General features: G+C 69.7%; 20 protein-coding genes. 13 read left to right on the top strand and 7 right to left on the bottom strand.

Annotated features, from left to right (window positions below; translation table 11 throughout):
• Nucleotides 1-85: 85 nt before the first annotated feature.
• Together ACIQZO_RS05715 and ACIQZO_RS05710 are read left to right on the top strand one after the other, a co-directional pair.
• Nucleotides 86-1,957, top strand: coding sequence for an amidase domain-containing protein (locus tag ACIQZO_RS05715; protein ID WP_403620927.1), 1,872 nt, complete (start codon nt 86-88; stop codon nt 1,955-1,957).
• A complete protein-coding gene (locus ACIQZO_RS05710) occupies nt 1,954-2,487 on the top strand; it encodes a hypothetical protein (RefSeq protein WP_403620579.1) in 534 nt (177 codons plus the stop codon). Before ACIQZO_RS05715 ends, ACIQZO_RS05710 begins: the two co-directional genes overlap by 4 nt.
• 327 nt (nt 2,488-2,814) lie before the next feature.
• Here ACIQZO_RS05710 and ACIQZO_RS05705 read toward each other — a convergent pair whose 3' ends face one another.
• Nucleotides 2,815-3,033: a three-helix bundle dimerization domain-containing protein gene (locus tag ACIQZO_RS05705; protein ID WP_403620576.1), complete on the bottom strand. Its 219-nt coding sequence runs from the start codon at nt 3,031-3,033 to the stop codon at nt 2,815-2,817.
• Nucleotides 3,034-3,347: 314 nt separating this feature from the next.
• Entirely contained in the window at nt 3,348-3,881 is a 534-nt protein-coding gene (locus tag ACIQZO_RS05700) for an SRPBCC family protein (RefSeq protein ID WP_403620573.1), read from the bottom strand.
• 142 nt (nt 3,882-4,023) lie between these two features.
• On the opposite strand from ACIQZO_RS05700, the gene ACIQZO_RS05695 reads away from it, so the two are divergent.
• A complete protein-coding gene (locus ACIQZO_RS05695; RefSeq protein WP_403620570.1) occupies nt 4,024-4,908 on the top strand; it encodes a helix-turn-helix domain-containing protein in 885 nt (294 codons plus the stop codon).
• Nucleotides 4,909-4,991: 83 nt separating this feature from the next.
• A complete protein-coding gene (locus ACIQZO_RS05690) occupies nt 4,992-5,462 on the top strand; it encodes a hypothetical protein (RefSeq protein ID WP_403620567.1) in 471 nt (156 codons plus the stop codon).
• Here the strand turns inward: ACIQZO_RS05690 and ACIQZO_RS05685 are convergent.
• On the bottom strand, nt 5,439-5,810 hold the full coding sequence (locus tag ACIQZO_RS05685) for a winged helix-turn-helix transcriptional regulator (RefSeq protein ID WP_403620564.1): 372 nt from the start codon (nt 5,808-5,810) through the stop codon (nt 5,439-5,441). The two genes, ACIQZO_RS05690 and ACIQZO_RS05685, sit on opposite strands and share 24 nt — an antisense overlap.
• A gap of 92 nt (nt 5,811-5,902) precedes the next feature.
• Here ACIQZO_RS05685 and ACIQZO_RS05680 point away from each other — a divergent pair, with 92 nt between their 5' ends.
• Both ACIQZO_RS05680 and ACIQZO_RS05675 read left to right on the top strand, forming a co-directional pair.
• The gene (locus ACIQZO_RS05680; protein WP_403620561.1) at nt 5,903-6,742 is read left to right on the top strand and encodes an SDR family oxidoreductase; all 840 of its coding nucleotides are present in this window, start codon (nt 5,903-5,905) and stop codon (nt 6,740-6,742) included.
• Nucleotides 6,743-7,567: 825 nt separating this feature from the next.
• The gene (locus ACIQZO_RS05675; protein WP_403620558.1) at nt 7,568-7,693 is read left to right on the top strand and encodes a hypothetical protein; all 126 of its coding nucleotides are present in this window, start codon (nt 7,568-7,570) and stop codon (nt 7,691-7,693) included.
• 8 nt (nt 7,694-7,701) lie between these two features.
• On the opposite strand, the gene ACIQZO_RS05670 is transcribed toward ACIQZO_RS05675, so the two are convergent.
• A complete protein-coding gene (locus ACIQZO_RS05670; RefSeq protein ID WP_403620555.1) occupies nt 7,702-8,058 on the bottom strand; it encodes a hypothetical protein in 357 nt (118 codons plus the stop codon).
• A gap of 419 nt (nt 8,059-8,477) precedes the next feature.
• Here ACIQZO_RS05670 and ACIQZO_RS05665 point away from each other — a divergent pair, with 419 nt between their 5' ends.
• The 3 genes from ACIQZO_RS05665 (at nt 8,478) to ACIQZO_RS05655 (ending at nt 12,076) form a co-directional block, all read left to right on the top strand.
• Nucleotides 8,478-9,203 (top strand): molybdopterin-dependent oxidoreductase, encoded by a 726-nt coding sequence (locus ACIQZO_RS05665; RefSeq protein WP_403620552.1) that lies wholly within the window; start codon nt 8,478-8,480, stop codon nt 9,201-9,203.
• Nucleotides 9,145-9,855, top strand: a complete 711-nt coding sequence (locus ACIQZO_RS05660; RefSeq protein WP_403620549.1) for a cytochrome b/b6 domain-containing protein — start codon at nt 9,145-9,147, stop codon at nt 9,853-9,855. The genes ACIQZO_RS05665 and ACIQZO_RS05660 overlap by 59 nt, the downstream gene beginning before the upstream one ends.
• A gap of 334 nt (nt 9,856-10,189) precedes the next feature.
• Nucleotides 10,190-12,076, top strand: a complete 1,887-nt coding sequence (locus tag ACIQZO_RS05655) for a copper resistance CopC/CopD family protein (protein WP_403620546.1) — start codon at nt 10,190-10,192, stop codon at nt 12,074-12,076.
• A 247-nt stretch (nt 12,077-12,323) separates the two neighbouring features.
• On the opposite strand, the gene ACIQZO_RS05650 is transcribed toward ACIQZO_RS05655, so the two are convergent.
• Nucleotides 12,324-13,049, bottom strand: coding sequence for a DUF1775 domain-containing protein (locus tag ACIQZO_RS05650; RefSeq protein WP_403620543.1), 726 nt, complete (start codon nt 13,047-13,049; stop codon nt 12,324-12,326).
• A 1,050-nt stretch (nt 13,050-14,099) separates the two neighbouring features.
• Between ACIQZO_RS05650 and ACIQZO_RS05645 the strand changes: the two genes are divergently transcribed.
• The 4 genes from ACIQZO_RS05645 (at nt 14,100) to ACIQZO_RS05630 (ending at nt 19,667) form a co-directional block, all read left to right on the top strand.
• On the top strand, nt 14,100-14,948 hold the full coding sequence (locus ACIQZO_RS05645) for a TnsA-like heteromeric transposase endonuclease subunit (RefSeq protein WP_403620540.1): 849 nt from the start codon (nt 14,100-14,102) through the stop codon (nt 14,946-14,948).
• Nucleotides 14,949-15,172: 224 nt separating this feature from the next.
• Nucleotides 15,173-17,173: a transposase gene (locus ACIQZO_RS05640; RefSeq protein ID WP_403620537.1), complete on the top strand. Its 2,001-nt coding sequence runs from the start codon at nt 15,173-15,175 to the stop codon at nt 17,171-17,173.
• Between the two features lie 3 nt (nt 17,174-17,176).
• Entirely contained in the window at nt 17,177-18,421 is a 1,245-nt protein-coding gene (locus ACIQZO_RS05635) for an AAA family ATPase (protein WP_403620534.1), read from the top strand.
• A 28-nt stretch (nt 18,422-18,449) separates the two neighbouring features.
• Nucleotides 18,450-19,667 (top strand): TniQ family protein, encoded by a 1,218-nt coding sequence (locus ACIQZO_RS05630; RefSeq protein ID WP_403620531.1) that lies wholly within the window; start codon nt 18,450-18,452, stop codon nt 19,665-19,667.
• Nucleotides 19,668-19,908: 241 nt separating this feature from the next.
• Here ACIQZO_RS05630 and ACIQZO_RS05625 read toward each other — a convergent pair whose 3' ends face one another.
• Both ACIQZO_RS05625 and ACIQZO_RS05620 read right to left on the bottom strand, forming a co-directional pair.
• Complete coding sequence (locus ACIQZO_RS05625) at nt 19,909-20,910, bottom strand: hypothetical protein (RefSeq protein ID WP_403620528.1); 1,002 nt, start codon at nt 20,908-20,910, stop codon at nt 19,909-19,911.
• Between the two features lie 169 nt (nt 20,911-21,079).
• Nucleotides 21,080-21,877, bottom strand: a complete 798-nt coding sequence (locus tag ACIQZO_RS05620; RefSeq protein WP_403620525.1) for a hypothetical protein — start codon at nt 21,875-21,877, stop codon at nt 21,080-21,082.
• Nucleotides 21,878-22,695 lie beyond the last annotated feature (818 nt).

Here is a 22,695-nt window from a genome sequence, read left to right as displayed (position 1 = left end):
CTACCGCTGGTCCGTGCGGGCCTGTGACAGCGTCGGATGCTCGCCCTGGTCGGCGGAGCAGAACCTGACCGTCCGGCTCCAGGCGATGCCGCCGATGCCCGCCACGCAGTCCCTGATCATCAACGGCACCGCTCTCGCGGGCGTGACGACGGCCACCGATTGTGACGTGCCCAACTGCGCCACGCCGCCGGCCGGTCAGCTCCGGATCGGCGCCGCCGACGGCCACCAGTGGGCCACTCATCTGAAGGCGGACCTCGCCGCGCTGCCGAAGGGCGCGCGGGTCACCTCCGCCAAGCTGTCGCTGATCCGCGCGAACTGCCCCGCGCCGTGTGAGGCGCAGAAGCCGGAGGCGTTCGAGCTGTCCACGCCGTGGACCGCTGCGCAGAGCGGCAAGGACCTCCTGACGGCCGCGGGCAGCGACAGCTACGTCTCGGACCTCGCGCTGTCCGAGGTCGACTTCGGAATACTGGTGCAGTCCTGGCTCGACCGGGGCGGCAACGAGGGACTGGCCCTCACGGTCCCCGGCACGGTCGCCGCGGCCTCGTACCACTCGGGTGCGGCGACGGACCCCGCCCTGCGTCCCAAGCTGACGGTCGAGTACCTTCCGCCGACCGCTCCCGGCGTGGTCGGCGACGTCGTCGCCACTCCGGGTGACACCGGCCTGCTTGCCACCTGGAACGCCCCGCTCGACAGCGGGTCGACCGGCGAGGTCACGTACGTGGCCAAGGCCGAGAAGAGCGACGGCACGGTGGTGGGCACCTGGGAGGGCACGGCGCTGCGCGCCGTCTTCTCCGGGCTGAGCAACGCGACCTCCTACCGGGTCTCGGTGACGGCGAAGAATGCCGTCGGCAGCGGCCCGGTGACCCGTTCCGCACTGGCCCAGGGCGTCTCCGTGGCCGGTGGCACCACGCCGTACACGGACTACGTCCAGGCGTACTTGAGCGCTCGCAACAAGGTCACCACGGGGGTCAGCGCCACCACCGCCGAGGCGGCGGCCGAGTCCCCGCACGGTGCGGTCTTCGGATCGGTCCTCGACGTGCAGGAGGCCTCCCTCATCGGGAGCCTCGTAGCGCTGGGAACGCAAAGCCAGGCGTACGTGGGAGCCAGTTCGGCTCTGACGGACACCATGGTCGCCAATGGCGGAACCGACCGCGTGGTCGTTCGGACCACGGTGATCCAGACGATGACCCTGCGGGTCAACGGGGTCGACGAGGTGTCGGAGGACCGACGCGCCAAGCGGTTCGTATTCGACGTCTCGGGCGGGACCGTGAAGCTCGAGAGCGAATCCGACGACAGCGAGGCGGGGCAGAAGCTGTCCCCCACGGCCGCGGCGGGAACCCAGGTGGCTGCCACACCGGCCGACACCGCGGGCGTCCCGACCGGTGACGCGGAGTCCCTCCTCCTGGGCGCAGACGGGTTCCCCGTGCCGGACACCTCCCCGGCCGGTGCCCTCACCGCCTCCTACGTCAACGGTTCGGGTACCGCGAGCTGGGCCTGGAACAACGCCGGGCGGATCAAGAGGGACTACGGCACCAACGACTGCACCAACTTCGTGTCCAAGGCCCTCTACAACGGCGGCGGCATGAAGATGCGCCACTGGGCGTACTGGCAGGACCGTGCCTGGTGGCGGAACACCTCCTGGACGTCGTGGAAGAAGAACAGCCATACCTGGTCAGCGGCCCAGAACCTGTTCGTACACATGTTCAACTACCGGCAGCCCGGCTACGTCAACCGGTCGTACAATCTTCGCCCTGGAGACATCCTGTTCTTCAGCTGGAAGAAGGACAACGGTGTGTACAACCACGCGGCGGTCGTGACCGCCAACAACCAAGGCGTCGTCTGGGTTGCCCAGCACGGCTTCAACGCCCACGACACGCTCGGGGCGATCATGGCCCGGAACCGGACCGGCCCCAACCCGATCGTCGAGGTCGGCGCGCTTCGGCCGAGATCTCGATGAGGCCAGGACCAGCCCTGCGGGCCGTGGCGCTCTCCGCGTTGGCCGTCGGCATGTTGACCGCCTGCTCCTCGGCCTACGATGCCGAAGACGTGGCGTACGCCGGTGACTACGGCAGCCACCCGCCGCTCGCCGTGGTCGGATACCCGTCCACGGGATCCTTGGGCATCACCCAACAGGTGGTGTGGCGCATCGCCGACGGCAAGGTGGGCGAGCTGGCGTCGCTGGTGGCCGACAAGGAGGCCAAGGGCGTCCCCGAAAAGACTGCCGAGAACTGGATCGCGGCATTCGGCACGGGAGCCCGGGGCAAGGTGACCGCGGAGTTCTACGACGAGGGCTCGCTCCGGCAGGAGGTCGTGCTCTATCTGCACGAGACCGGCCAGATCAAGCAGATCCAGGTCCGGGCCATCAGTGTGGACGGCAAGGACGTCTGGCGTGTGACCATGGACGAGCCTGCCCCTGAGGAGGCAACCGCCGTGCACCCGTGGGTGCCGAAGAAGCCCGGCGAACTCGGTTCGAAGACCGTGCGGTGAGCTGATCCGAACAGGTCTGGGCGAGGGGCGTCGCCTGCGTGGGAAACCGCGTGGGCGGCGCCCCTTCGCGGTGTGGTCCGCGCCCACACCGCCACCTTGCGCTTCTCCACCGGCAGGCGTGCTCTTCACCGCGCTCGGCGATCCCCACAGCCGCGACCATGGCGGCGGCGACCTCCGCCCACTGGCCGTCGAACAAGACCGGGTCGTCGGGGTGGTTGCGGACCACCGCATGCCACACGGGCTCCGCCGGCCGCTCCCCGCGCAGCGCCTCGACCGGGGCATCAAGAAGCAGCCCCGCCGGTCGTGCCCACGGGGGAGTCATGGGGGTCAGATCGGGTGCTCCGGCTGCTGGTCGGAAAGCAGCAGGTCCCGCGCTCTGCGTTCCATCAGGACGGGGAGGTAGGTACGCACACGTGCATACCTGAGCTCCTCGTACGCAGTCTGTACCGAGCTGTGTACCAGGTGGGCGTCGCACTGCGGGTGCGCCTTGATGAGCCGCTCGGTCACCGTGCGGATGGTAAGGGCATCTTCTGACTCCGCCGTCACACGCCTCAGCCCCCCTTGGGAGAATCTCCTCTCCTCATTTTCGCGGTGCTGCGCTCCGCCGGGAAGTCGACCTCTGGCCGCCCTGAGCGGCCGGGAAGGCAGCCGCCGCCCCGGATCGCCCTGGGCCCGGACCGGTTGCCGCCCGTACCGGGCCCGTGGCGGCACCCGGGCGAGGCAGTGCCGATGGCTTCGCGAGCGGGTGCTTCACCTGTTGCGCTCGTACCGGCTTACGGTGGTGGGCGCTCGGAGGCCCGGTTCGTGGCTTCCCGGTACGGCCCCTCGGCTCGTCGCACAGCCATCGGTGGGAGATCCGGTCATTGCCGGCGGGTGGTGTCGGGGTGGAGTTCCTCGGCGATCCATCGGGCGAGGGAGGTCAGGGTGGTCTCCGCGCTGTCCGCCATGTAGTCGCGCAGTGTGTCGAGGTCGCCGCGGGTGCTGCCCAGTACGGGGTCGAGGCGCAGGAGTTGCCAGGACTGCTGAACGACGGTGCCGCGTCCTTGGGGGAGGAAGGTCCAGCTCCATCGCACGATGCCGTGCTCGGCGCCGCCGACGACGAAGGTGAAGGCGGCGCCGGGGTCGGCCCGCGTGATCTGGGAGCGGGTGGTCCACTGCTTGCCGCCCCTCCGGTTGCGGCCGCTGAACCAGGCGCCGGCCCGGGCGCCGGCGCCCTGGTCGAAGGTGACACCGGTGGCATGGGGACTCCATCGGTGGATCGCGGACACCTCACTGACCAGGTCGTAGACCCGTGTGGGGGAGGCGTCGACCCACGCGCGCCTGGTGAAGGCGAAATCCGCTGCGTCCAGGGTGTCGAGAGGATCGTGTGCGCGGGTGGTGGTGTCGGTGCTCAAAGTGTCCTCCTGGACGAGTGCGGGGGTGCAGGGGTGTGGCGGTGCCCATCTCATCGCCGGCCCTGCCGGGGAGCCAGACCCGCTCGTGCCTATCCCCGGCAGGGAGAGGCTGTGCGTTGCGGACCGGCCGATACTCGGAGCCATGAACGGGACATCACAGCTCGGGGACTTCCTGCGGACACGGCGCTCCCAACTCCGGCCCGACGAAGCCGGAGTACCCACCTACGGGGAGCGGCGGCGCGTGCCGGGCCTGCGCCGCGAGGAGCTGGCGCTGCTCGCAGGGGTGAGCGCCTCCTCCTACGCCCGCCTGGAACAAGGGCACTCGCTGAACGCCTCCCCGGAGGTGCTCGACGCGATCGCCCGGGCTCTGCGACTGGACGAGGCCGAGCGACTGCACCTGCGGGACCTGGCCCGATCGGCCACGCCCCGCGGTCGCAGGCGCCCCGCGCCGGAGCGGGTGACGGAGGCGACCGGTCAGCTGCTGGACGCGCTGGCATCCGTCCCCGCGATCGTGGTCGGCCGACGCAGTGACGTCCTGGCGTGGAACCGGCTGGGGCACGCGTTGTTCGCCGGGCACCTCGACCCCGGTGCCCCGGAGGTGCCGGCGGAGCGCCCCAACATGGCCAGGCTCGTGTTCCTCGACGCCCACACCCGCGACCTGTACGCGGACTGGGCGGGCAAGGCCCGGGCCGTGGTGGGCAATCTGCGCCTGGTGACCGGCCAGTATCCGCAGGACGCTGCGCTGCACACGCTGGTGGGCGAGCTGAGCGCGAAGAGCGAGGACTTCGCGTCGATGTGGGCCGACCACCGGGTCAAGGCCTGCACGGTCGCCGACTACGAGATGCGCCACCCGCTGGTCGGTTCGCTGACCGTGATCCAGCAGACGCTCGGCCACGGGCCGGGTCCCAGTGTCGTGGTCGCCACCACGGAACCCGGCTCACCCTCACGGGCCGCGCTCGACCTCCTGGCCCAGGCCATCGTCCCGGGCGCGCCAGCCCGTACGGACAGCCGGCTCAGCACCGGCTGACCGGCAGTCCTTCGCCCGGCATCCATCCACCCCTGTGCGTCGGCGTGTCGCTGCCGCATGCCCGAAAACAGTGAAGGAACCCCGTGTTCTCCAAACTCTCCAAGCCCTCCAAGCCCTCCAGGACCGCCGTATCGGCCGCAGTCCTGGCCGCTGCCGCAGTCGCGATGGCCGCTCCGGTCCCGGCATCCGCCGTCTCCGCGCCGCTCGGCCACGCACGTACCGCCGTACACTTCGACCTGGCCAAGGGCCGGACGCCGGAGAACATCGCGCTGGCCCCGGACGGCACCGCGTACGTCACGTTCGCCAAGGCCCGCCAGGTCGCCGCGGTCTCCCGCGGCGGCGCCGTCCGGATCCTGGCCACCCTGCCCGAGCCCGCCGACGGCGGCGTGCACACCCCGGCCCTGGGCTTCCCGCTGACCACCGGCATCGTCCGCGCCCACGACGGCACCCTGTACTTCCTCTACGCCACCCGCGTGACGGATCGCGTGTCCATCACGACCGTCTCGCCCTCGAGGACGACCCATACGGCACTATCCCGGGCTGCTCGGTGGTAGCCGCTGTGTGATCCGGTCGAACAAGTCCGTCAGCGGCTCACTGATGTCCTGGCCGAAGTCGGTCAACCCGTAGGTGACCTGAGGCGGCGTCGTCGGCTCCACCTCCCGCCGGACCAGGCCGTCCTGGACCAACGCGCGCAGGGTCTGAGCGAGCATTTTCTCACTGACGCCCTGGATGCCGTCGCGCAGTTCGTAGAACCGAAGGTCGTTGCTCCGCAAGGAGATCAGAACCCAGATACCCCACCTGCTGGTCACGTGGTCGACCACGTCACGCGCGGGGCAGTCGGTGTGAAGCACCTCACGTCCATGGCTCGTCGCGACCCGTTTCAGCTGCGCACCTTCCCGCATGTCGGGAGCTTACCTCTGGGTATGTCCTTACGAAGAGTGAGCTCAGCTTCTAGCGTCAATTGCCGCAGTGCACATCGAATATGGAGCTGAACATGATCGTGGTAACCGGGGCTACCGGGAATGTGGGCCGACCGTTGACGCAGGCCCTCGCAGAGGCGGGCGAGCAGGTGACGGCGGTGTCGCGGCACCGGGCGGACATGCCGGCAGGGGTCCGGCACGTGGCTGCCGACCTTGCCGAACCCGGCGCCCTCACACCCGCGTTGGCCGGGGCGAAGGCGCTCTTCCTTCTGCTGTCCGGTAACCTGCACGCTCCCGAAGCGAAGCCGTCCGACATCATCGGCCTGGCCGCGGCCAGTGGAGTCCGCCGGGTCGTCCTGCTGTCCTCGCAGGGCGTAGCGACGAGGCCACTCGGCCCGTCGCGGGTCGCGATGCGCGCAGTGGAAGACGCGTTGCGGGACTCGGGCCTGGACTGGGCCGTCCTGCGACCGGGAGGGTTCGCCTCCAACGCCCTGGGGTGGGCGGAGTCCGTCCGCACGCAAAGGACGGTCGCCGCGCCCTTCGGCGATGTGGGGGTTCCGGTCGTCGATCCGGCGGACATCGCCGAGGTGGCGGCGGCCTGCCTGCTGGACAGTCAGCACACCGGCAGGGTGTACGAGCTGACCGGGCCGGAGGTGATTGCGCCGCGTCAGCAGGCGGAGGCGATCGCCGCCGCGCTCGGCTCGCCCGTACGGTTCCACGAACTGACCCGCGACGAGGCCAAAGTCGCGATGACCCGGTTCGTACCGATCGAACTCGCCGACGACACCCTGGACATCATCTCCGCCCCGAACCCGGCCGAACTGCGGATCAGTCCGGACGTGGAACGAGTCCTCGGGCGTGTCCCGCACTCGTTCAACGACTGGGTCGCCCGCAATGTCGATGCTTTCCGCTAGGGCGCAACTCCAATGCCGCCTCCGCCCGCCTTCCGGCCGGCGCAGCCGCATGGCGTGTCACATGACCGGTCGCCGTCCACGTGCGGCATGTTCTCCTGGCCCACCTCGCCGTACGGGCTCTTCGTCACCGGCATCCGCACCGTGCAGCAGCGGCCCTCCTCATCCGCGGCCGGCGTGCGTCGGCACCTCGACGACGAGCCGCACGGCGTCAGCGGCAGGCGCGCAGCGCCAAGAAGTGACGGCGCTCGCCGGCCGTCCATCGCTCGATCACCCTCCAGCCCGACACCTGGGCATGTCGGCCCAGGGCCGCAGCACCCGCGACCGCCCAGGGGAAGGCGCCGCTCACGGCCCGCGGTCCTGCGTGGATCCGGACGCGACGTCGCTCGTCCACATCGCCGTAAGCGGTCTCCACGATGAGCAGCCCCCGGCCGTGGACAGGCTCACGGATCCGCAGCCGATGTCCAGTACGCGCCCTTTGCGGCGTCGCAGCACTGCGTGGTCACCGGCATCCGCTCGCGCGCACCATCTCTCGAGGTTCAGGGGACAGCACCAACCGTCCGCGTCACGCAGCGACAGTTCGCCCCGCCGGGCATCGATCGCCTCCGCGTAGCGGCCGTTGTTCCAGTCCTCAGCGGTACTGGCCGAACCAGAACCAGAGGTGCTCACACAAGCTCCCTACGAGCGACATGGGCCGCCGCAATTCGCGCGCGTGGCGGTCACCCTTCATGCATCGCCACAAACGAGGGGATGAGCCGGGCCGCGGCGGACGATTCCACCGAACGGCTCTCTCCGGCAGGTCACAGGCCGCTGCGGGAGAATGGCCTCATGACGTACGACGAAGGGCTGGCCCAGCGGATCAGGGAGCAGCTCGGCCGTCGAAGCCCGTGCGGCGGCGGTGAACGCGGCGGTCATACGCAGGGCAGTGCCGCGGGCGAAGCGCAGGAGGCGTAGCCGCCGACTCAGTCGCAGGGCCATGCGGCGGCGGCCTTGCGCTCGTCGGCGGGGAGCGCGGAGAGCGCCCGGGCGGTGAGGGGCTCAGGGTCGGCCTTGCAGGCTTCGGCGACCAGGGCGTCGCCGTCGGGCAGCCCGCGCTTCTCGGTGTCGTCGACCCGGGTGGCGTCGACGAAGGGGAGGGCCTCGTCCGTAATGATGATCATTCGGAGCGTCTTCCCGTCCTCGCGGACGGGCACCACCAGGGTCTGCTCCCCTCCGGGGAGGTCCGCGGCGCGGGATCCGGCCGGGAGCACCGCCCGGTACGTACGGTCGAGAGCGACGCGGAGCCACGGGGCAACTCCGTTCCCCGTTCGATTGAGCACTTCCTCGCGCTGTCCGGTTCCCCCTGCGCAGGGCGCCACAGCAGGTCACACCGCTCGGCCGGAGTGCCCCTGCCTCCTGACCGTCGCGACTTCCCGCCGCTCCCCACCGCCGCCACCGGACACCGGAAGGGGGCTGCTCAGAACCCCATCGGGCAGCTCGCCACCCAGAGGAGCGAGGGAACGCATGTCCACGTCGATGGTTGCTCTTCAGGGGGACACCTTGACGCCGTCGGCTGACGTCGGCGACTGGGGTAGGAGGAAACGGTCGTCGCCGGTGGTGCGTATGTCGCGGAGCCGGACGGGGGAGGGGGCTGACCGCGCGCTCGGGGCGTCTGTGGCGGGGCGGGGATCTGTGACGGAAGTCTGACGGCGTGGCGGTCTCCCTGGTATCCGGGACCCAGGGGTGTTGGAATCAGGCCATGACCACAGAACACCCCGACGCCGAGGGTGCCCCCGTCGGGCGCCGCCTGGTGCTCGGCATGCTCGGGCTCGGGGCCGGGGGACTCGTCGCCGCCCCGTACGTGCAGCGCGGGATCGAGTCCTTCCTCGGGGCCGCCTCGGACAAGGACCCGACCGGGCTCACCGGGCTGCTCCCCAACGGGGGCGGCTTCCGCTACTACTCCGTGACCTCTTCCGTGCCGCGGAAGAACGAGCAGGACTACCGGCTCACCGTGGACGGTCTGGTCGACCGCCCCATGACGTACAGCGTCGACGCACTGCGCGCGCTGCCGCAGACGCGTGTCGTACGGGACGTCCAGTGCGTGACCGGCTGGCGGGTGCCGCAGACCGCCTTCTCGGGCGTTCCGCTCTCGCGGCTCCTGGACGCCGCCGGCGTACGGCCGCAGGCCAGGGCCATCCGCTTCACCTGCTTCGACGGCGCGTACAGCGAGAGCCTCACGCTGCCGCAGGCCCGACGCGACGATGTGCTGGTCTGCCTGCAGATGCAGGACAAGCCGGTCAGCCACTCGCACGGTGGCCCGGTCCGGCTCTACGTCGCGCCGATGTACTTCTACAAGTCGGCGAAATGGCTCTCCGGGATCACCGTGACGTCCGACGTCCGTCCCGGCTATTGGGAGGAGCGGGGCTATGACGTCGACGCCTGGGTCGGCCGGTCGAACGGCCGCACCGACACCCCCACCACCTGAACCGGCGCCACGCGTACGCAGGTTCAGCCGCGCCGAGCGCTGGGTCCACCGTACGACGGCCGCGCTGCTCCTGCTGTGCGTGGCGACCGCGGCCGCTCTGTACGTACCGCAGCTCGCCGAACTCGTCGGCCGCAGGTACCTCGTCGTGACCGTGCACGAATGGGCCGGCATCCTGCTGCCCGCCCCCTTCCTGCTGGGCCTCGTCTCTCCCGCGTTCCGCGCCGATCTGCGCAGGCTGAACCGCTTCGGGCCGCACGACAAGAAGTGGCTGCGCGCGGCACGGCGACGCGACCACCGGTCCGGGTCCAGGCCCGCGGGCAAGTTCAACGCCGGGCAGAAGATCTACGCGTCGTGGATCGCGGGCGCTGTCCTGGTGATGCTGGCGACCGGTCTCCTGATGTGGTTCACCCACCTGACACCGCTGGTGTGGCGCACCAGTGCCACCTTCGTGCACGACTGGCTGGCCCTGGCCATAGGGGTGGTGCTGGCCGGACACATCAGGATGGCGCTCGCCGACCCGGAGGCGCGCAGGGGCATGCGGACGGGGTCCGTCGCCCGCCCCTGGGCGGAGCGGGAGCACCCGCTGTGGCTGAAGCAGCAGCCGACGGCAGAGCGGGAGGAACGGCAGGCGGACGACGCCGGGGCCGGATGAGCCCTGCCACCGGACCGCGTGCCGCGTTCCCGCACCGCACAGCGCCCGCCCGGTCGCGAAGCCAGAGTCCGACGAGTGCTCCCGGACGCTGCCGGAACCAGCGTGCATGAAGGGCCTGCGCGGGCGTCCGTACAGGGAAAGCGGGCCGGGGCGAGCCCTTGGCGCCGTCTTTAGCCGAAGTTGCTTAAACAGCTTGGTCGCCTGATCAGCGGCACTATCGTCCACAGCCAGCCCGCCAGAGTCCGCCCCTGTCGCCGCAGGTGACACACGCCGTCCGACTGCCGCTTCGGAGACTGTGCTCATGTCCAGTGGATCGCCTCCCGCGAGGAGGTCATTGACCGTCCTGGTACTGGTCGCCGCCGTGTTCGCCCTGCTGTTCGGCGGAGCGGGCGCGGCCTTCGCGCATGCCGGGCTGAGCGGCTCCGATCCTGCGGACGGCGCCGTCCTGAAGACCGAGCCGCGGTACGTCACGCTCACCTTCACCGAGTCGGTCAGCTTCTCCGACGACTCGCTGCGCGTGCTGTCGCCGGAGAACGAGCGGGTGAACCCGCGACCCGCGCAGCATGTGGACGGCAAGGAGAACACCGCTCGGGTTGAGCTGTCCGGCACGTTGCCCGAGGGCACCTACACGGTGGCATGGCGCGTCGTCTCCGCCGACGGCCACCCCATCTCCGGCGCGTTCGTCTTCTCCATCGGGCAACCGTCGCAGACCGCCGCCGTGGTGGCGACCGGCTCGCCGGACGATACGGCGGTCGGCCGCCTGTACGGCGTCTTTCGCTACGTCGCCTACAGCGGCCTGGCCCTCCTCGTCGGCGCCGCCGCGTTCGTCCTCGTCTGCTGGCCCGCGGCGGGCGCGACGCGTCCGGTGCGCAGGCTGCTGGCACTCGGGTGGGTGGCGCTGACGGCGTCCACGGTGGCCATGGTGCTGCTGCGGGGCCCGTACGAGTCGGCCGGCCAGGTGACTTCGGCGTTCGACCTGGCTCAGCTGGGCCGGACCGTCACCGGGCGACCCGGTGGTGCGCTGATCGCACGGCTCGTACTCCTGGCGGTCGCCGCGGTGTTGCTCAGGAGGCTGGCCCGACGGCTCGAATGTACCGAGGACGGCTCACCGCCGCAGGACCTCGGGGCCCGCGTCCGGCAGGTCGGTGTGCTGCTCGCCGTGGCCCTGGCGGTCACCTGGGCCTTCGTGGAACATGCCGCCGCCGGCATCCAGGTGGCACTGGCCATGCCCGTCGCCGTGCTGCACCTGTTGGCCATGGGCGTCTGGCTGGGCGGCCTGATCACGCTGCTGCTGCTGCTCCTCCTCCGACGCCGCGGACCCGACAGCCGTGCCATGCCGGCGTCCGCGATCGCTCGGTTCTCCGGTCTGGCCTTCAGAGCTGTCGCGGTTCTGGTCGGCACGGGGGTGTACCAGTCCTGGCGGCAGGTCGGCTCCTGGGAAGCGCTGTCCACCACGTCGTACGGCAGGACCCTGATCGTGAAGGTCGCCGTCGTGGTCCTGGTGCTGTGGGTGGCCTCCTTCTCCCGCCGCTGGACTGCCCGCCTCGTCGACGAGGCGTCGTCGGCCGCGCAGACGCCGGAGGTGCCCGAACCCGAGCGGGTACGGGTGGCCCAGACGGTAGGCGCGCCCGTGGCTTCCGCCGGGCAGGACCTCGATGCCGCGTCCGATGCACCTGGCGGAGACGGGCCGAGCGACGAGAGCGAGCCGCCCGTGCTCGAAGCCGAAAGGTACCGGCGGAGCCTGCGCCGTATGGTGACCGCCGAAGCTGTGCTGGGTGTCGTGGTCCTGCTGATCACCACCGTGCTCACCGGTACCCAGCCCAGCCGCGCCGCCGGCGAGAGGGTCGCGGCGGCCTCGGCGGAGGATCCGGGGGTGAAGGTGATCACGGTGCCCTTCGACATGGGCACGGCCGATCACCAGGGCACGGTGCAGATCACCATGGCGCCGGGGCGCGTCGGGGAGAACACGGTCGAAGCCGTCGTCTTCACCGGGGACGGCGGCCTCGCCTCCGTGCCGGAACTCCGCCTCACGCTCACCCAGGAGGAGCTAGGAATCGGTCCGCTCGACGCCAAGCTCAAGAACCAGAAGGGGTACTGGGCCGCCTACGACCTCCGGCTTCCCATGCCCGGCGAGTGGACGCTGAACATCACGGTGCGCACCACCGACATCGACCAGGTCACCGTGCGCGACACCGTCCGCATCACGTCGGTACCGAGGTGAAGGGCGCTTCTGCCTGAGTAGTTCCGGGGAGGAGGCGTTGTCGCCGCCCCGATTCAGGCCCGGGCCGCGGAGTTCCGGAACCGGCGCGGCGACGTGCTCGTCGCCCCGACGGCGGTCACGGAATCACGCTGGATTCCACACAGTGACCTGTGCGTTGCCTTGCGTGCTCCGCCAGAAGAGGTGAACGTCGGGGGCCGGCGCATGTCGCACGCCGCGCCGGCCCCGTGCGCTCATGTCAGGGCACTGGTCAGGCCTGGCTGCCGTTGCGGCGTACCCACCAAAAGGCGCCGGCAGCGGCCAGCAGGAGTACGGAAGCGATCACGCCGGCGACGGCCTCGGTGCTGCTGCCCGCGTCCTTGTCGCTCGCCGCCTGCGCGCTCGCGGGCGCGACGGAAGCCGACGGATCCGCCGTCGAGGGCTGGGCAGAGGGCGCGGCCGCGCTCGGCGAGGGGCTGGGGGCGATCGGCTTGGCCCCGGGAGCCGCTGCCTTGAGTTCGAGAAGGGGGGCCGGGTTGTCGACCTTCTCGCCGCTGGTGGGCACCTCGATCCAGCGGGAGACCTTCCCGTCGCCGTAGGTCTCCAGGGTCTTGAAGGCCAGGGACTTCTGGTCGGGCAGCTGGCGCACGGTGACGCTGTATTCGGCGTCCGTGCCGGTCGCCAGGGCCGGGCCGCCGATCGCGTACCCGTCCGCGGTGGCCGTCAGTTTCCACTCCTTCGGGGCGTCCTTCAGCGTCACGGCGTCCGGGGCGATGCCTTCCGGCAGTACCACCCGCAACTCCGAGATGCCCGCGGTCTCCGACTCGGCCTCGGAGGTGAACGACAGCGTCACGTTCTCGGCGAGCGCACGTGGGTCGGAGGCCGTGACTTCGGCGTGCGCGGCGGCCGGGCCGGCGGCCACGCCCACGGCCACCAGGGCGCCGACGGCCGTGATACCCAGCCTGCGGAGCCCGGGGCGCGTGTGTGATCCGTTCATGATGGAGAACCCTCTCGGTACGCGGGACGGGCCTCGACCTGTAGCCGAAGGGCCCGCCGGGATCAGGGGGAACGTCTCCTGCGCGTCCGTCAGGAGGCCCCCGCCGCACCACCGCGTGGCAGAGCATCGTTGTCGCCGTCGGTCTCGGAGCCGGGCCGTCGAGGGTGATGCGTACGGTCCGCGGGCCGCGGTGGGGCCCTGGCCGGCAGCGGACTCCGAGAGCCGCGACGGCCGCCGCGACGGCCGTCTGCAGCCACCGGCCCACCGTCTGAGGCAGCCGGCTCAACGCCCGGTCCGCGCGATGCATGAGCAGAGCCATCACGCATGCGGCCACGCAATGCACCGCTGTCATCGTCCACGAACTGTGGTGCGCCGTACGTTCGATCTCCAGCGCGCCTGCGTGCGCTTGGGAGTGCGGGGCGCCTGCGCCTGCCGCTCGCGGTACGGACAGGGCCCGGTGCAGCAGCAGTTGTGCGAGTCCGGTGGCGATGACCACGTGCGAACCGGGCCGGCATGGACGGCCCGCGAGCCAGGAGAGCGCGAAGACCACCACGGAACCGGCGGCCACCCGCTGCCAGGGCACCGGTTCCTCCGAGGCCAGGTGATGGCCGACGACGGCCAGCGTGCAGCTGAGCTGAGTGAACACGGCAGCCCGCAGCCACCGTCCGCCCCACCTCGAAGGCCGCGGACACGGGCGCGTCCCAGCAGAGGCATCGGCCATGTCGGGCTCATCATCCGGCGAACCCGGTCGCCGGCGGGCCCCAACTGTCAATTGTGGAGCAGTTTCGCCGACGTGGTGCGCGCCCGATTCGGCTCACTGCGCCGCCCGGCCGGGGCGCCGGGAGGATCAGCGGCGGCGGCGCCGTGTGACTCGCAGCGATAACTGTCACCGAGCGGGGGATCTGACCTGGTCCTCTCGGTCGAGTTCGCAGCGATAGTTGTCACCAGTTGCTCGGGCTAGTTGTCACAAGGTGCGTGTTCGCAATCGGGTTGTCACCAATTTCGAAGCGTGCTGGTGCGGGCGCCGTGGGCGGGCGTTTGCTTGAAGACATGGCCGACGAGGACGGACTGCTGCCTGCGGCAGACCCTGAGGCGGGGGCGGTGTGGTCACACCGCTGCCGCTGGGACGACTTGCTCGTACGGGCGTCGGTTGCCTCTGGACGTCAGGATCTGGATCTCTCGAATGGCTGGACTCGCCGCTGGGCGGTCACCCTGAATCTCGGAGGCAGCGAACTGATCGTGCCGGTCCGGGACCTTGCCCAGGTTCAGCTTCCCGGGGTCGGGCCGGTTCGCTGGTTCTCGTGGCATCGGCGGCAGCGCCACCGGCCCGGGCTTCAGTACATGGTCAGCACAGGGCGGCATCACGGCTTCGAGAGTCTGGAGGAAGCGAAGGTCCTGCTCGCGCTGGACTTCGCCGGCCAGGTGCGGGAGGTGGTCCCGCAGCCCTTGAAGCTGCAGTTCCGGACCGGCGGCGGGCCACGTGTCCATGTTCCGGACTTCCTGGTGCTGTCCCGGGCCGGGGTGTGTCTGATCGATGTCCGCCCGCTCGACCGTGTGGGCGGGAAGGACGTCGAGTCGTTCGCCGCCGCCTTTGAGATGGCACTGGCCTGCGGCTGGGAATACGTAGTGGCCGCAGGCTGGAGGCGGCACGTCTTCACCGGGCTGGACGCTTTGTCCTGCCAGCGCCGCCCGCTGCCCGATCCGCTCGGGCTGCGGGCGGATCTCTTGGAACGGGCTCGGGCCCGGGTGACGTTCGGGGAACTCGTGGCCGCTTCCACGGTTCCGGCGCTGGCTCGGGCGGAGCTGCTGCACCAGCTCTGGCACCGTTCGCTCGGCATCGATCTTTCTGTCCCGCTGAGTGACCGCTCGCTGGTCGAGCCGGCAGGTGGGGCCCTGTGAGTCCTCCGCTGGTGCTTGATCTCGCTCCGGGGGCCGGGCTTGTCCTGGACGGGGTGGAGTGGACTGTCGAACGGCACGAACCCCATCTGGGGCGGGTCGTGGTACTCGATCCGGCGGGAGCCCGCCAGCAGCTGACCTTCCGGTTCCTCGTCAACCATCCGGCTTGTCGGCCGTCCTCGCGCACAGCGGCCGACGGCCCGGACCGCGGGCGGCAGCCCGCGTCCGTGGCTGATCTTCCGCCGGGGAGGCTGGAGTTGGTCCGGCTACGGATGGCCCACCTGGTGGAGGTGGGCACCGGGTTCCGCAGTGGGAATCCGGAGGATCCCGGGCCGGGGGAACCGAGGCCGTGTTACGACCCGGCCATCACCACGCTGACCGAGCGGCGGTGGGCCAAGGTCGCCGAGCTGGCGGCGATGGACCGGCAGGAGGCCCGGCTGCTGGGACTGGACCGGGTCGGTTACCGCACGCTGATCCGCTGGGAGCGTGGCCGTGAGCGGTCCGGGCTGATCGGATGCGCCGATGACCGGTGGCTGCGGCCGGGCGGGCGCCGCCCGAGCATCGGCCCGGAGATCCGGGAGGCGATCTTCACGGTCCACACCGAACTGCAGGGCCGGTCCCGGGTCGGGATGGCCACCCGCACCCGCCTGATCCATCAGTACGTACGCGAGACCTACGGGCCCGACCTGCACGTCCCGTCCTACAACACGCTGCGGCAGGTCTGGCACGAGTGGTTTGGCCCCAGCGGGTCACGGCCTCGCAATCTGGGGGCGGCTGATCTGCCGGTACGGTCCGGGCATGTGCTGGTCGACCGTCCCGGGCAGGTGGTCGCGCTGGACACCACGGTGCTGCCGGCGATGGTCCGCGAAGGTGTCTTCGGCGAGCCGGTCAGGGCCCACCTGACCCTCGCGCTGGATGTGTTCACCCACTCGCTCTGCGCTTTCAGGCTCACGCTGGTGTCGGACACCGCGGTGGACGCGGCGATGCTGCTGCGGGACGTGATGCTGCCACTTCCGATGCGACCGGAGTGGGGGCCGGAGATGGAGTGGCCGTATCCGGGGCTGCCGTCCGCGCTGGTGGCCGAGTTCGCCGGCCATCCGGTGGCCGGGCTGCCGTTCTTCAGCCCGGAGACAGTCACCACCGACCACGGGTCTGTCTATCGCAACCACCACCTGGTGGAGGTCGAGCGGAAGCTGGGCTGCAACATCCTTCCGGCCCGGGCCCTGCGACCTCCGGACAAGCACGCCGTCGAGCGGGCCTTCGGCGCGATCAGGACGCTGCTGTTCGAGCACCTGCCCGGCTACACCGGCGTCGACGCCGCCGACCGCGGGGCCGCCCCCGAGGACGAGGAGGTGCTGACACTGGAGGAGATGGAACACCTCGTCGCCACCTGGATCGTGGGCATCTGGCAGCGGAGGCAGCTGGGCGAGTACGCCCCGGCCTGGGACGTCGGCGGCAACCACAGCCCCAACACCCTGTTCGCGGCATCCTTCGAGCAGACCGGCCTGGGGCTGCGGCTGCCACAGCCGGACCTCTACTACGAGCTGCTGCCGTCCCATCCCATCTCCGTGCTGCGGGAGCGCGGAGTGAAGATCAGGGGCCTTTGGTATTACGGCGACGCGCTTGAGCCCTACCTGAACGAGCGCTCGGCCCGGGGTGGGAGGTTCAAGGGCCGCTGGTGCGTCCGCCGCGAACCGCGCGACCGCCGTACCGTGTTCTTCCAGGACCCCCTCACCCACGACTGGCACGAATTGCGCTGGACCGGACTGCCCCCGGTCGGCACGGTCCCCGCGTTCGGCGACCGACGGGTCTCCGAGCTACTGGCCGCCGCACGTGAGGCAGATATGCGGCCCCGCACGGATGCCGAACTGCTGCCCCTGCTGCTGGAGATCCTCGCCGCCCGGGTTCCGGTCAGCAGCTGGAAGACGGCCACCACCCGCTCCGAACGCATCAACCACGCCCGGGACGAGGCCCAGGCCCGGGCCGCCGCCGAGGACCGGGCCGCTGCCCCGGCCGCCGTCTCATCGGTGACCCCCATGCCGCAGCGCGTCGAGCAGGCTGTCGCCGGCCTTGATGCCGAGCGCCGGCACCGCCGCGAGGTGGTGGTGACAAGACGTCCCACCAAACCCGCGCGACTGGGAGCGAGTTATCGCTCCGGCAACCTGTTCCTGCTGCCCGATGACGACACCGACCACCCGCAGCCCGACCCGCCGGACGAGGGAGCGTGAGCCATGGACGACCGGGCCACGAGCGGTGACGGTGAGGCGGGGATCGTCTCGTTCCTGCGGGCCGGACCGCCGCCGGACCGGCTCAGCTTCGAGGGATGGCAGCGTTGGCGCACGACCCGCAGCGCGTTCATCCCGGCTCCCAGGCTGAGCCCGGACCAATACCGAGCCATGCCGACTCGCCGCCGGGCCCTGCACGATCTGCACCGCACTGCCTCGCACGTCAACCTCGGTCTGCAGGAGACCCCGATGAGCCGTAGGGTCACCACGCTGATGAGATCCCGCATCCAGAACAACGCTCTGAACTTCACCCCCGGCACCCGCGACGGCCTGATGATCAGCGGGGGCGGCTACCAGGGCAAGACCGAGACGGCCTGCGAGGCCGCAGCGGCCTTCGAAGACTTCTGGCGCGACCTCCACCAGCATCTCAACCCCAGCGCGATTGAGGGGACCCGGGACCTGTTCGTCCCCGTCGCTTACTGCCAGACCCCGGTCAAGGCCACCCCGAAAGGGCTCTGCGAGGCGATCCTCGACTTCTACGGCGCCCCCTACGCCAAGACCCTCCGCGGCCTGATCCGAGGCGTCCGCGCCTCCTTGCACGACCACAACACCACCGTGCTGATCCTGGACGACATCACCCGGTTGAAGATGCACCGTGAGGATGATCAGGACACCCTCGACCTCATCCGCGACCTGATGTCCTTCAACGCCACCGTCATCCTCATCGGCGTCGACATCCCCGGCTCGGGCCTCCTGCGCGAAGGACGGCCCGACTCCCGCACCGGCCAGTGGACCCTGCCCGGCGCCCGGCGCGGCCGCAGCGATCAGGCCGCCACCCAGACCGAACGCCGCTTCGACCTGGTCGACCTCGACCCGTTCACCTACGACACCCCCAAGGAGATCAACGCCTGGATCGAGCACCTGGCCGGCACCGAGGAACAACTCCGCCTCCTCGGTGCCCGGGACGGCATGCTCACCGACGGCGACATGCCCGAGTACCTCTTCCGTCGCACCGGCGGCATCGTCGGTCTGTTGCGGCGACTCGTCCAAGACGGCTGCACCCGCGCCATGGAGACCGGCCAGGAGGAGCTGACCATCCCGCTCCTTGACGAGATCACCATCAACCTCGGCAACCTTCTCGACCGCGATCCGCAGGCTGGCGAGATCCCCGTCGTCCCTGCCAAGCCCGCTCCGAAGCGCCGTCAGAAACCCCGCAACACCGTCTTCGACAACAAGGCCGCCGGAAAGTGACGGCTGCCCCATGTCTCCGCTCCGGCCTTTGCCCCGCAGCCTCGCCCCGCTCCCGGATGAAAGCCTCGTCGGCCTTCTTCTCCGCCTGGCCCACCACAACAACGTCAGCCCCGGGACGATCGTCCGTCACACCGGGCTGAGCACCCATCGGACCGGGCTGATCGAACATCTCTCCATCAGTCAGCAGTATCTTTCAACACCGGAGCAGTCAGCTGAGTTCGCACGCACCACCCGACTCAGTGAGGACGAGGTCGCCAACCTCTTCCTCGCTCCGTTCGGCGCCCGCTACGGACCGCTCGAAGCAACGGTGATACACCGGCCCCGGGGACGGATCCTCCACGGCAACCATGACGTGTTCCGGCGCTGGTCACGGTTCTGCCCCAGTTGCCTGGCCGGCGACTCTGACATCGAGCGCGCTCACGGAGGCAACTGGAAACGCCTCTGGCGGCTCCCTCCGGTCTTCGCCTGCCCCGTCCACCGCTGCCTTCTCCGCCACAACTGTGCCAAGTGCGGTCACCTCGGCATGGAGGTTCAGGGCTTCTCGCTCATCCCCAGGATCAAGAACGAGGATCTTCACCCCAACCAATGCCGTGTCGTCGTCGAAGGGCGACCGGAGCGCCTCAACGCCCCCATCTGCGGCGCCCGTCACGATCAAGCCCCGGCGCCTGACTGCAGCGAGGACTTCCTGGAGACAGCACTCGCACTGCAGCAGGATCTGATCGGATTCCTTTGCCCCGACGGCCCCCGAGAAGTGGGCAGCGTCGGGTGGATGGTCGACATCAATCAGTACTTCATCGACCTGCACACCGTCGCCGGCCTGATCACCCTGACCTGGCCGGCAGCCCGGAACCTCGCCCTCAGCGACGAACACGTCGAAATCCTTGAGCAAGATGCCCTGGCGAGGGAAGCGCGCAGGGACCGCCTGAAAGGGGGAGCGGGCAAGTTCCACCACTTCCACGCGCTGGCCAGCCCGTCTGTCGGCGCCAGGGCCTACGTCGCGGCGACCGCCATCGCCCACCGGATCTTGAAGGGGACTGACAGCGGAGCCTTGACGGCGCTCGCCCCGGTCCATGCGCACCTGCAGGAAGTACAAGGGCCCATGAAGACCACGGGCGACAGGATGCGCAACTTTCCGAGGAACTCCCCGCCGCTGAGGACTCTCCTCACCCACAGGACTCCCATCACGATCGATGGAATCCACCAGTACGCGACAGCACGCGACCGCGAGTGGCGACCTGCACCGTGAGCCGGGACGCGATAGCCGACGTTAAAGCGCTACTTGGGGCATGACCCAGATACGCCAGAAACCCGCCACGGGATGATCTCTCCTCTGCCCGCGTGCTGCCACCCGGCCCGGTGCCGCGACAGAGGACCGCGTCGACTGCGGGGGAGTCGAGCCAGGACTGCGGGATCTGTGCCACAGTCCTGGCTCGGGTTGCGGTCCCTCGGAGGCCCGACGCTGGAACGTACCTATGAGGCAGATGCCCTCATTGCGGGCAGGAAAGCGGGGCGAGGCCTGCACTGGTGAACACGTAGCTGACTGATCGTTTGTCTGGTCCCGGATAGGAGACGACGACGGCGGTCCCGTGGCTGTTGGTTCCGCCGTATTGCGGTGTTATCTGCGTGTAGGCGCGTCCGCGCAGGTCGGCGGCCCAAGTCGCAGTGGAATCGGTCCAGGTGATCACATCCCCGGCGACATGGACCCAGTCGATGGGCGCCCCCTCGACCACCATGACCGGCGCCGGCCATCCGGCCCTCCAGGCGTACAGATTCTTGTTGCCCACTCCGGTCCACGCCCAGGTGGTTCCGTCGCTCGCCGAGGCCGGTGAGCCGTCAGCGGCGGCTAGCGCCGCGGGGAGGCTGGTCGGCGTGCCCTGCGCGGTGAGCTTGGTGGGGGTGTCGATGGCGAAGGCCTCAGGCCAGACCAGTGTGTCTCCGGCGAAGAACGAGGGCGCCATGCGCCCGGTGTGCACGATCTTGTCGGTCGACGAGGCGAGGTCGTAGAGATGGACCTGACGCTGGACGTCGGTGAGTTTCTGGTCCTTGGTCCCGTCGCTGACTCCCTGGACCCAGGTCGCCTTGCCGTTGTTGACCCACGGGTACATGAACGGCCCGGGCACCGGGTTCCCGTCGGCGCCAACCTGGGTCTTGGCAATACTCTTGGGGGCTCCGCCGGCCTGGGAGTCCCAGGCGAACAGCTCCCACTTGGAGCCGACATCGTTCGAGGCAAGGATGTTGAAGACCAGCCACCGGCCGTCGAAGTCAGCCAGGCCAAGGCCACCCTGGCCGGAGTTGGCGGCGGTGTAGATCGTGGTGCGCTCGCGACCCTGGTCACGCAACCAGACCAAGGTCACACGGCCATCGCGCCGGCTGGCGGCGATCACCGAGGAACCGTCGGGCGCCACGGCCATCGGGTCCAAAGACTCGCCCTGCGCCGCCTGGAGCATGCCGGCGGTCTGGGCCTGCTTCCAGGCGGCCGGGGTGTCCACCTTGCAGAATGGCTTGCCGGAATCGGACGGGGGCAGGGAAACGGACGGCTGGGAGGGTGCTGCGCTGCTCGGGGTAGGAGACCCTGCTGTCGCCTCGGAAGTGCGTGGCGCCGGCGAGCACCCGAAGGTGCCCGCCAGCACCACGCCTACCGCTGCGATCAGCAGTCCTCTACCAGTGGTAGCCACGGCCGCCCATGATCGTCACAAGGGTGCTGTTGGGCATTCCGCTCCGTGCAGGCACGCTGGACCACACGGTGGTTGCCGAGTCCAGGTATGCCGCCCAGTCCCCGTCGTAGCCCTGGAACGGGAACCAGTGGTAGATCGTCGTGCTGTTGTTGGGGTGGCCGACGAGGTGCGGGCCGTTGTAGACCTCCATCGAGTTGCCGACCGTGGAGGCGCCGGCGTTGATGTCGCCTATGAGGTGGTTCTTGAACGCGGCGACGTTTTCGCTGTTGGGGGTGTAGGGCAGGTTGACCCTGAGATAGTGGAACCCGCCCGCTTCGTCGTTCAGCTGTTTGTCCATCTGGTCCACGCCGGTACCGCCGTTGTTCGGCGTAATGCCGATCCAGCTGGCGAAGGTCCCCTGGTCGTGGTTCCAGATACCGCGCATGCCCAAGGCCATCACCAGCGTGGCGGGCCCGCAGTAGTTGTTGTACCACTGGCCCTGGTGGGTGTTCGCGAGCATGTTGGTGGTCGCGGAAGTCAAGGCCATCGGTCTGTGGGCCGCCATGTACGCGTCCTTCGCCTTGACTTCGGCGGCAGTGGCGTTCCTGCCGCCCCAGCCGTCCTTGGACTTGTCGTTCCGGTCGTCGTTGGCGGCCTTGGCCGCCCCGACCTCCTGCGCGGATAAGGTGCCGCCCCCGGTCGAGGACGGGGAGTCAGCCGAGGCGGCCTGCGGGGTGATCAGTCCGGCGAATACGAATGCGGCCAGCACTCCTGCCGTGGTGGCTTTCGCTGCAATTCTCATGATGTCCTTCGGATGGTTGGCGGGCTGTAGGGATCGGCGTGCTGAGAGGCGGCGCCGTGGCGGCCCCGCCGAGCAGGTCTGCGGGGCCGGCCCCCGAAGTGCGGAAGGGATTGTCCTCCTGGCGGCTATAGCAGTGGGCAGGTTCTCTACCGACCCAGATTGATGCAGACAATGACGGAAGAATGGGTCAATCCATCACTCATCCACAGGAATGAGATAGCGACGCCTGGGATTCCGAACGAATCAAGGCGCCCTTCCGGCGGAAGCGCAGATCCTTACACGCCGAACCTGTTGAGGGGGATTTGAGGTTGACCAATAGACTCCAGCCACAACTGGCCGAACTGTCCCAAGTGATGACCACCGACGGCCCTCGGCCGCCCCACGCCGCCACCTCGTTAGAGGGGAAGCGGAGCTTCCACGGTTACCGCCCGATTGACTCCGGATGAAGCCATCCAGTAGGCATCACGGCACACCCGTGTCCACGGACACGGTGACATCCGGGTGAGCGGCGCCCGCTCGCCGGAACTGCATCTGCCGAGGCCGGGGATCACGGGAAAGTTTGAGGAGCGGCGCCCTACTTGCCGCTGCTAAGCAGCAACCCTTCGGGCCCCTGGCCTCGGATTACCATTCCAGTTCCTTGAGTGCACGGCTTCATCTGGACGGGGCTGGTGAGGTATGACGGCCGGCGCCAGCGGACCTTCGCGCCGTTTCCGGCGTTGGAGTCGACGAGCTGCCTTGAGGGTCATGGACATGGCCGAAAGATGTCGGGCGACCCGGCGGGCGCTGTCCAGGGTCGACCTTGATACTGGTGAGCGCTC

The sequence above is a fragment of the Streptomyces sp. NPDC097617 genome, assembly GCF_044761485.1.
Taxonomy (GTDB): domain Bacteria; phylum Actinomycetota; class Actinomycetes; order Streptomycetales; family Streptomycetaceae; genus Streptomyces.
Note: the sequence above shows the minus strand (reverse complement) of the source record. Positions and strands in the feature narration are given on the sequence as shown.

Bases quoted from the DNA above. Each gene is read 5' to 3' on its own strand.
- ACIQZO_RS05715 (WP_403620927.1), top strand. From the start codon at position 86: ATGCCGCCGATGCCCGCCACGCAGTCCCTGATCATCAACGGCACCGCT.
- ACIQZO_RS05710 (WP_403620579.1), top strand. From the start codon at position 1,954: ATGAGGCCAGGACCAGCCCTGCGGGCCGTGGCGCTCTCCGCGTTGGCC.
- ACIQZO_RS05695 (WP_403620570.1), top strand. From the start codon at position 4,024: ATGAACGGGACATCACAGCTCGGGGACTTCCTGCGGACACGGCGCTCC.
- ACIQZO_RS05685 (WP_403620564.1), bottom strand. From the start codon at position 5,810: ATGCGGGAAGGTGCGCAGCTGAAACGGGTCGCGACGAGCCATGGACGT.
- ACIQZO_RS05680 (WP_403620561.1), top strand. From the start codon at position 5,903: ATGATCGTGGTAACCGGGGCTACCGGGAATGTGGGCCGACCGTTGACG.
- ACIQZO_RS05675 (WP_403620558.1), top strand. From the start codon at position 7,568: ATGACGTACGACGAAGGGCTGGCCCAGCGGATCAGGGAGCAGCTCGGC.
- ACIQZO_RS05665 (WP_403620552.1), top strand. From the start codon at position 8,478: ATGACCACAGAACACCCCGACGCCGAGGGTGCCCCCGTCGGGCGCCGC.
- ACIQZO_RS05660 (WP_403620549.1), top strand. From the start codon at position 9,145: ATGACGTCGACGCCTGGGTCGGCCGGTCGAACGGCCGCACCGACACCC.
- ACIQZO_RS05650 (WP_403620543.1), bottom strand. From the start codon at position 13,049: ATGAACGGATCACACACGCGCCCCGGGCTCCGCAGGCTGGGTATCACG.
- ACIQZO_RS05645 (WP_403620540.1), top strand. From the start codon at position 14,100: ATGGCCGACGAGGACGGACTGCTGCCTGCGGCAGACCCTGAGGCGGGG.
- ACIQZO_RS05635 (WP_403620534.1), top strand. From the start codon at position 17,177: ATGGACGACCGGGCCACGAGCGGTGACGGTGAGGCGGGGATCGTCTCG.
- ACIQZO_RS05620 (WP_403620525.1), bottom strand. From the start codon at position 21,877: ATGAGAATTGCAGCGAAAGCCACCACGGCAGGAGTGCTGGCCGCATTC.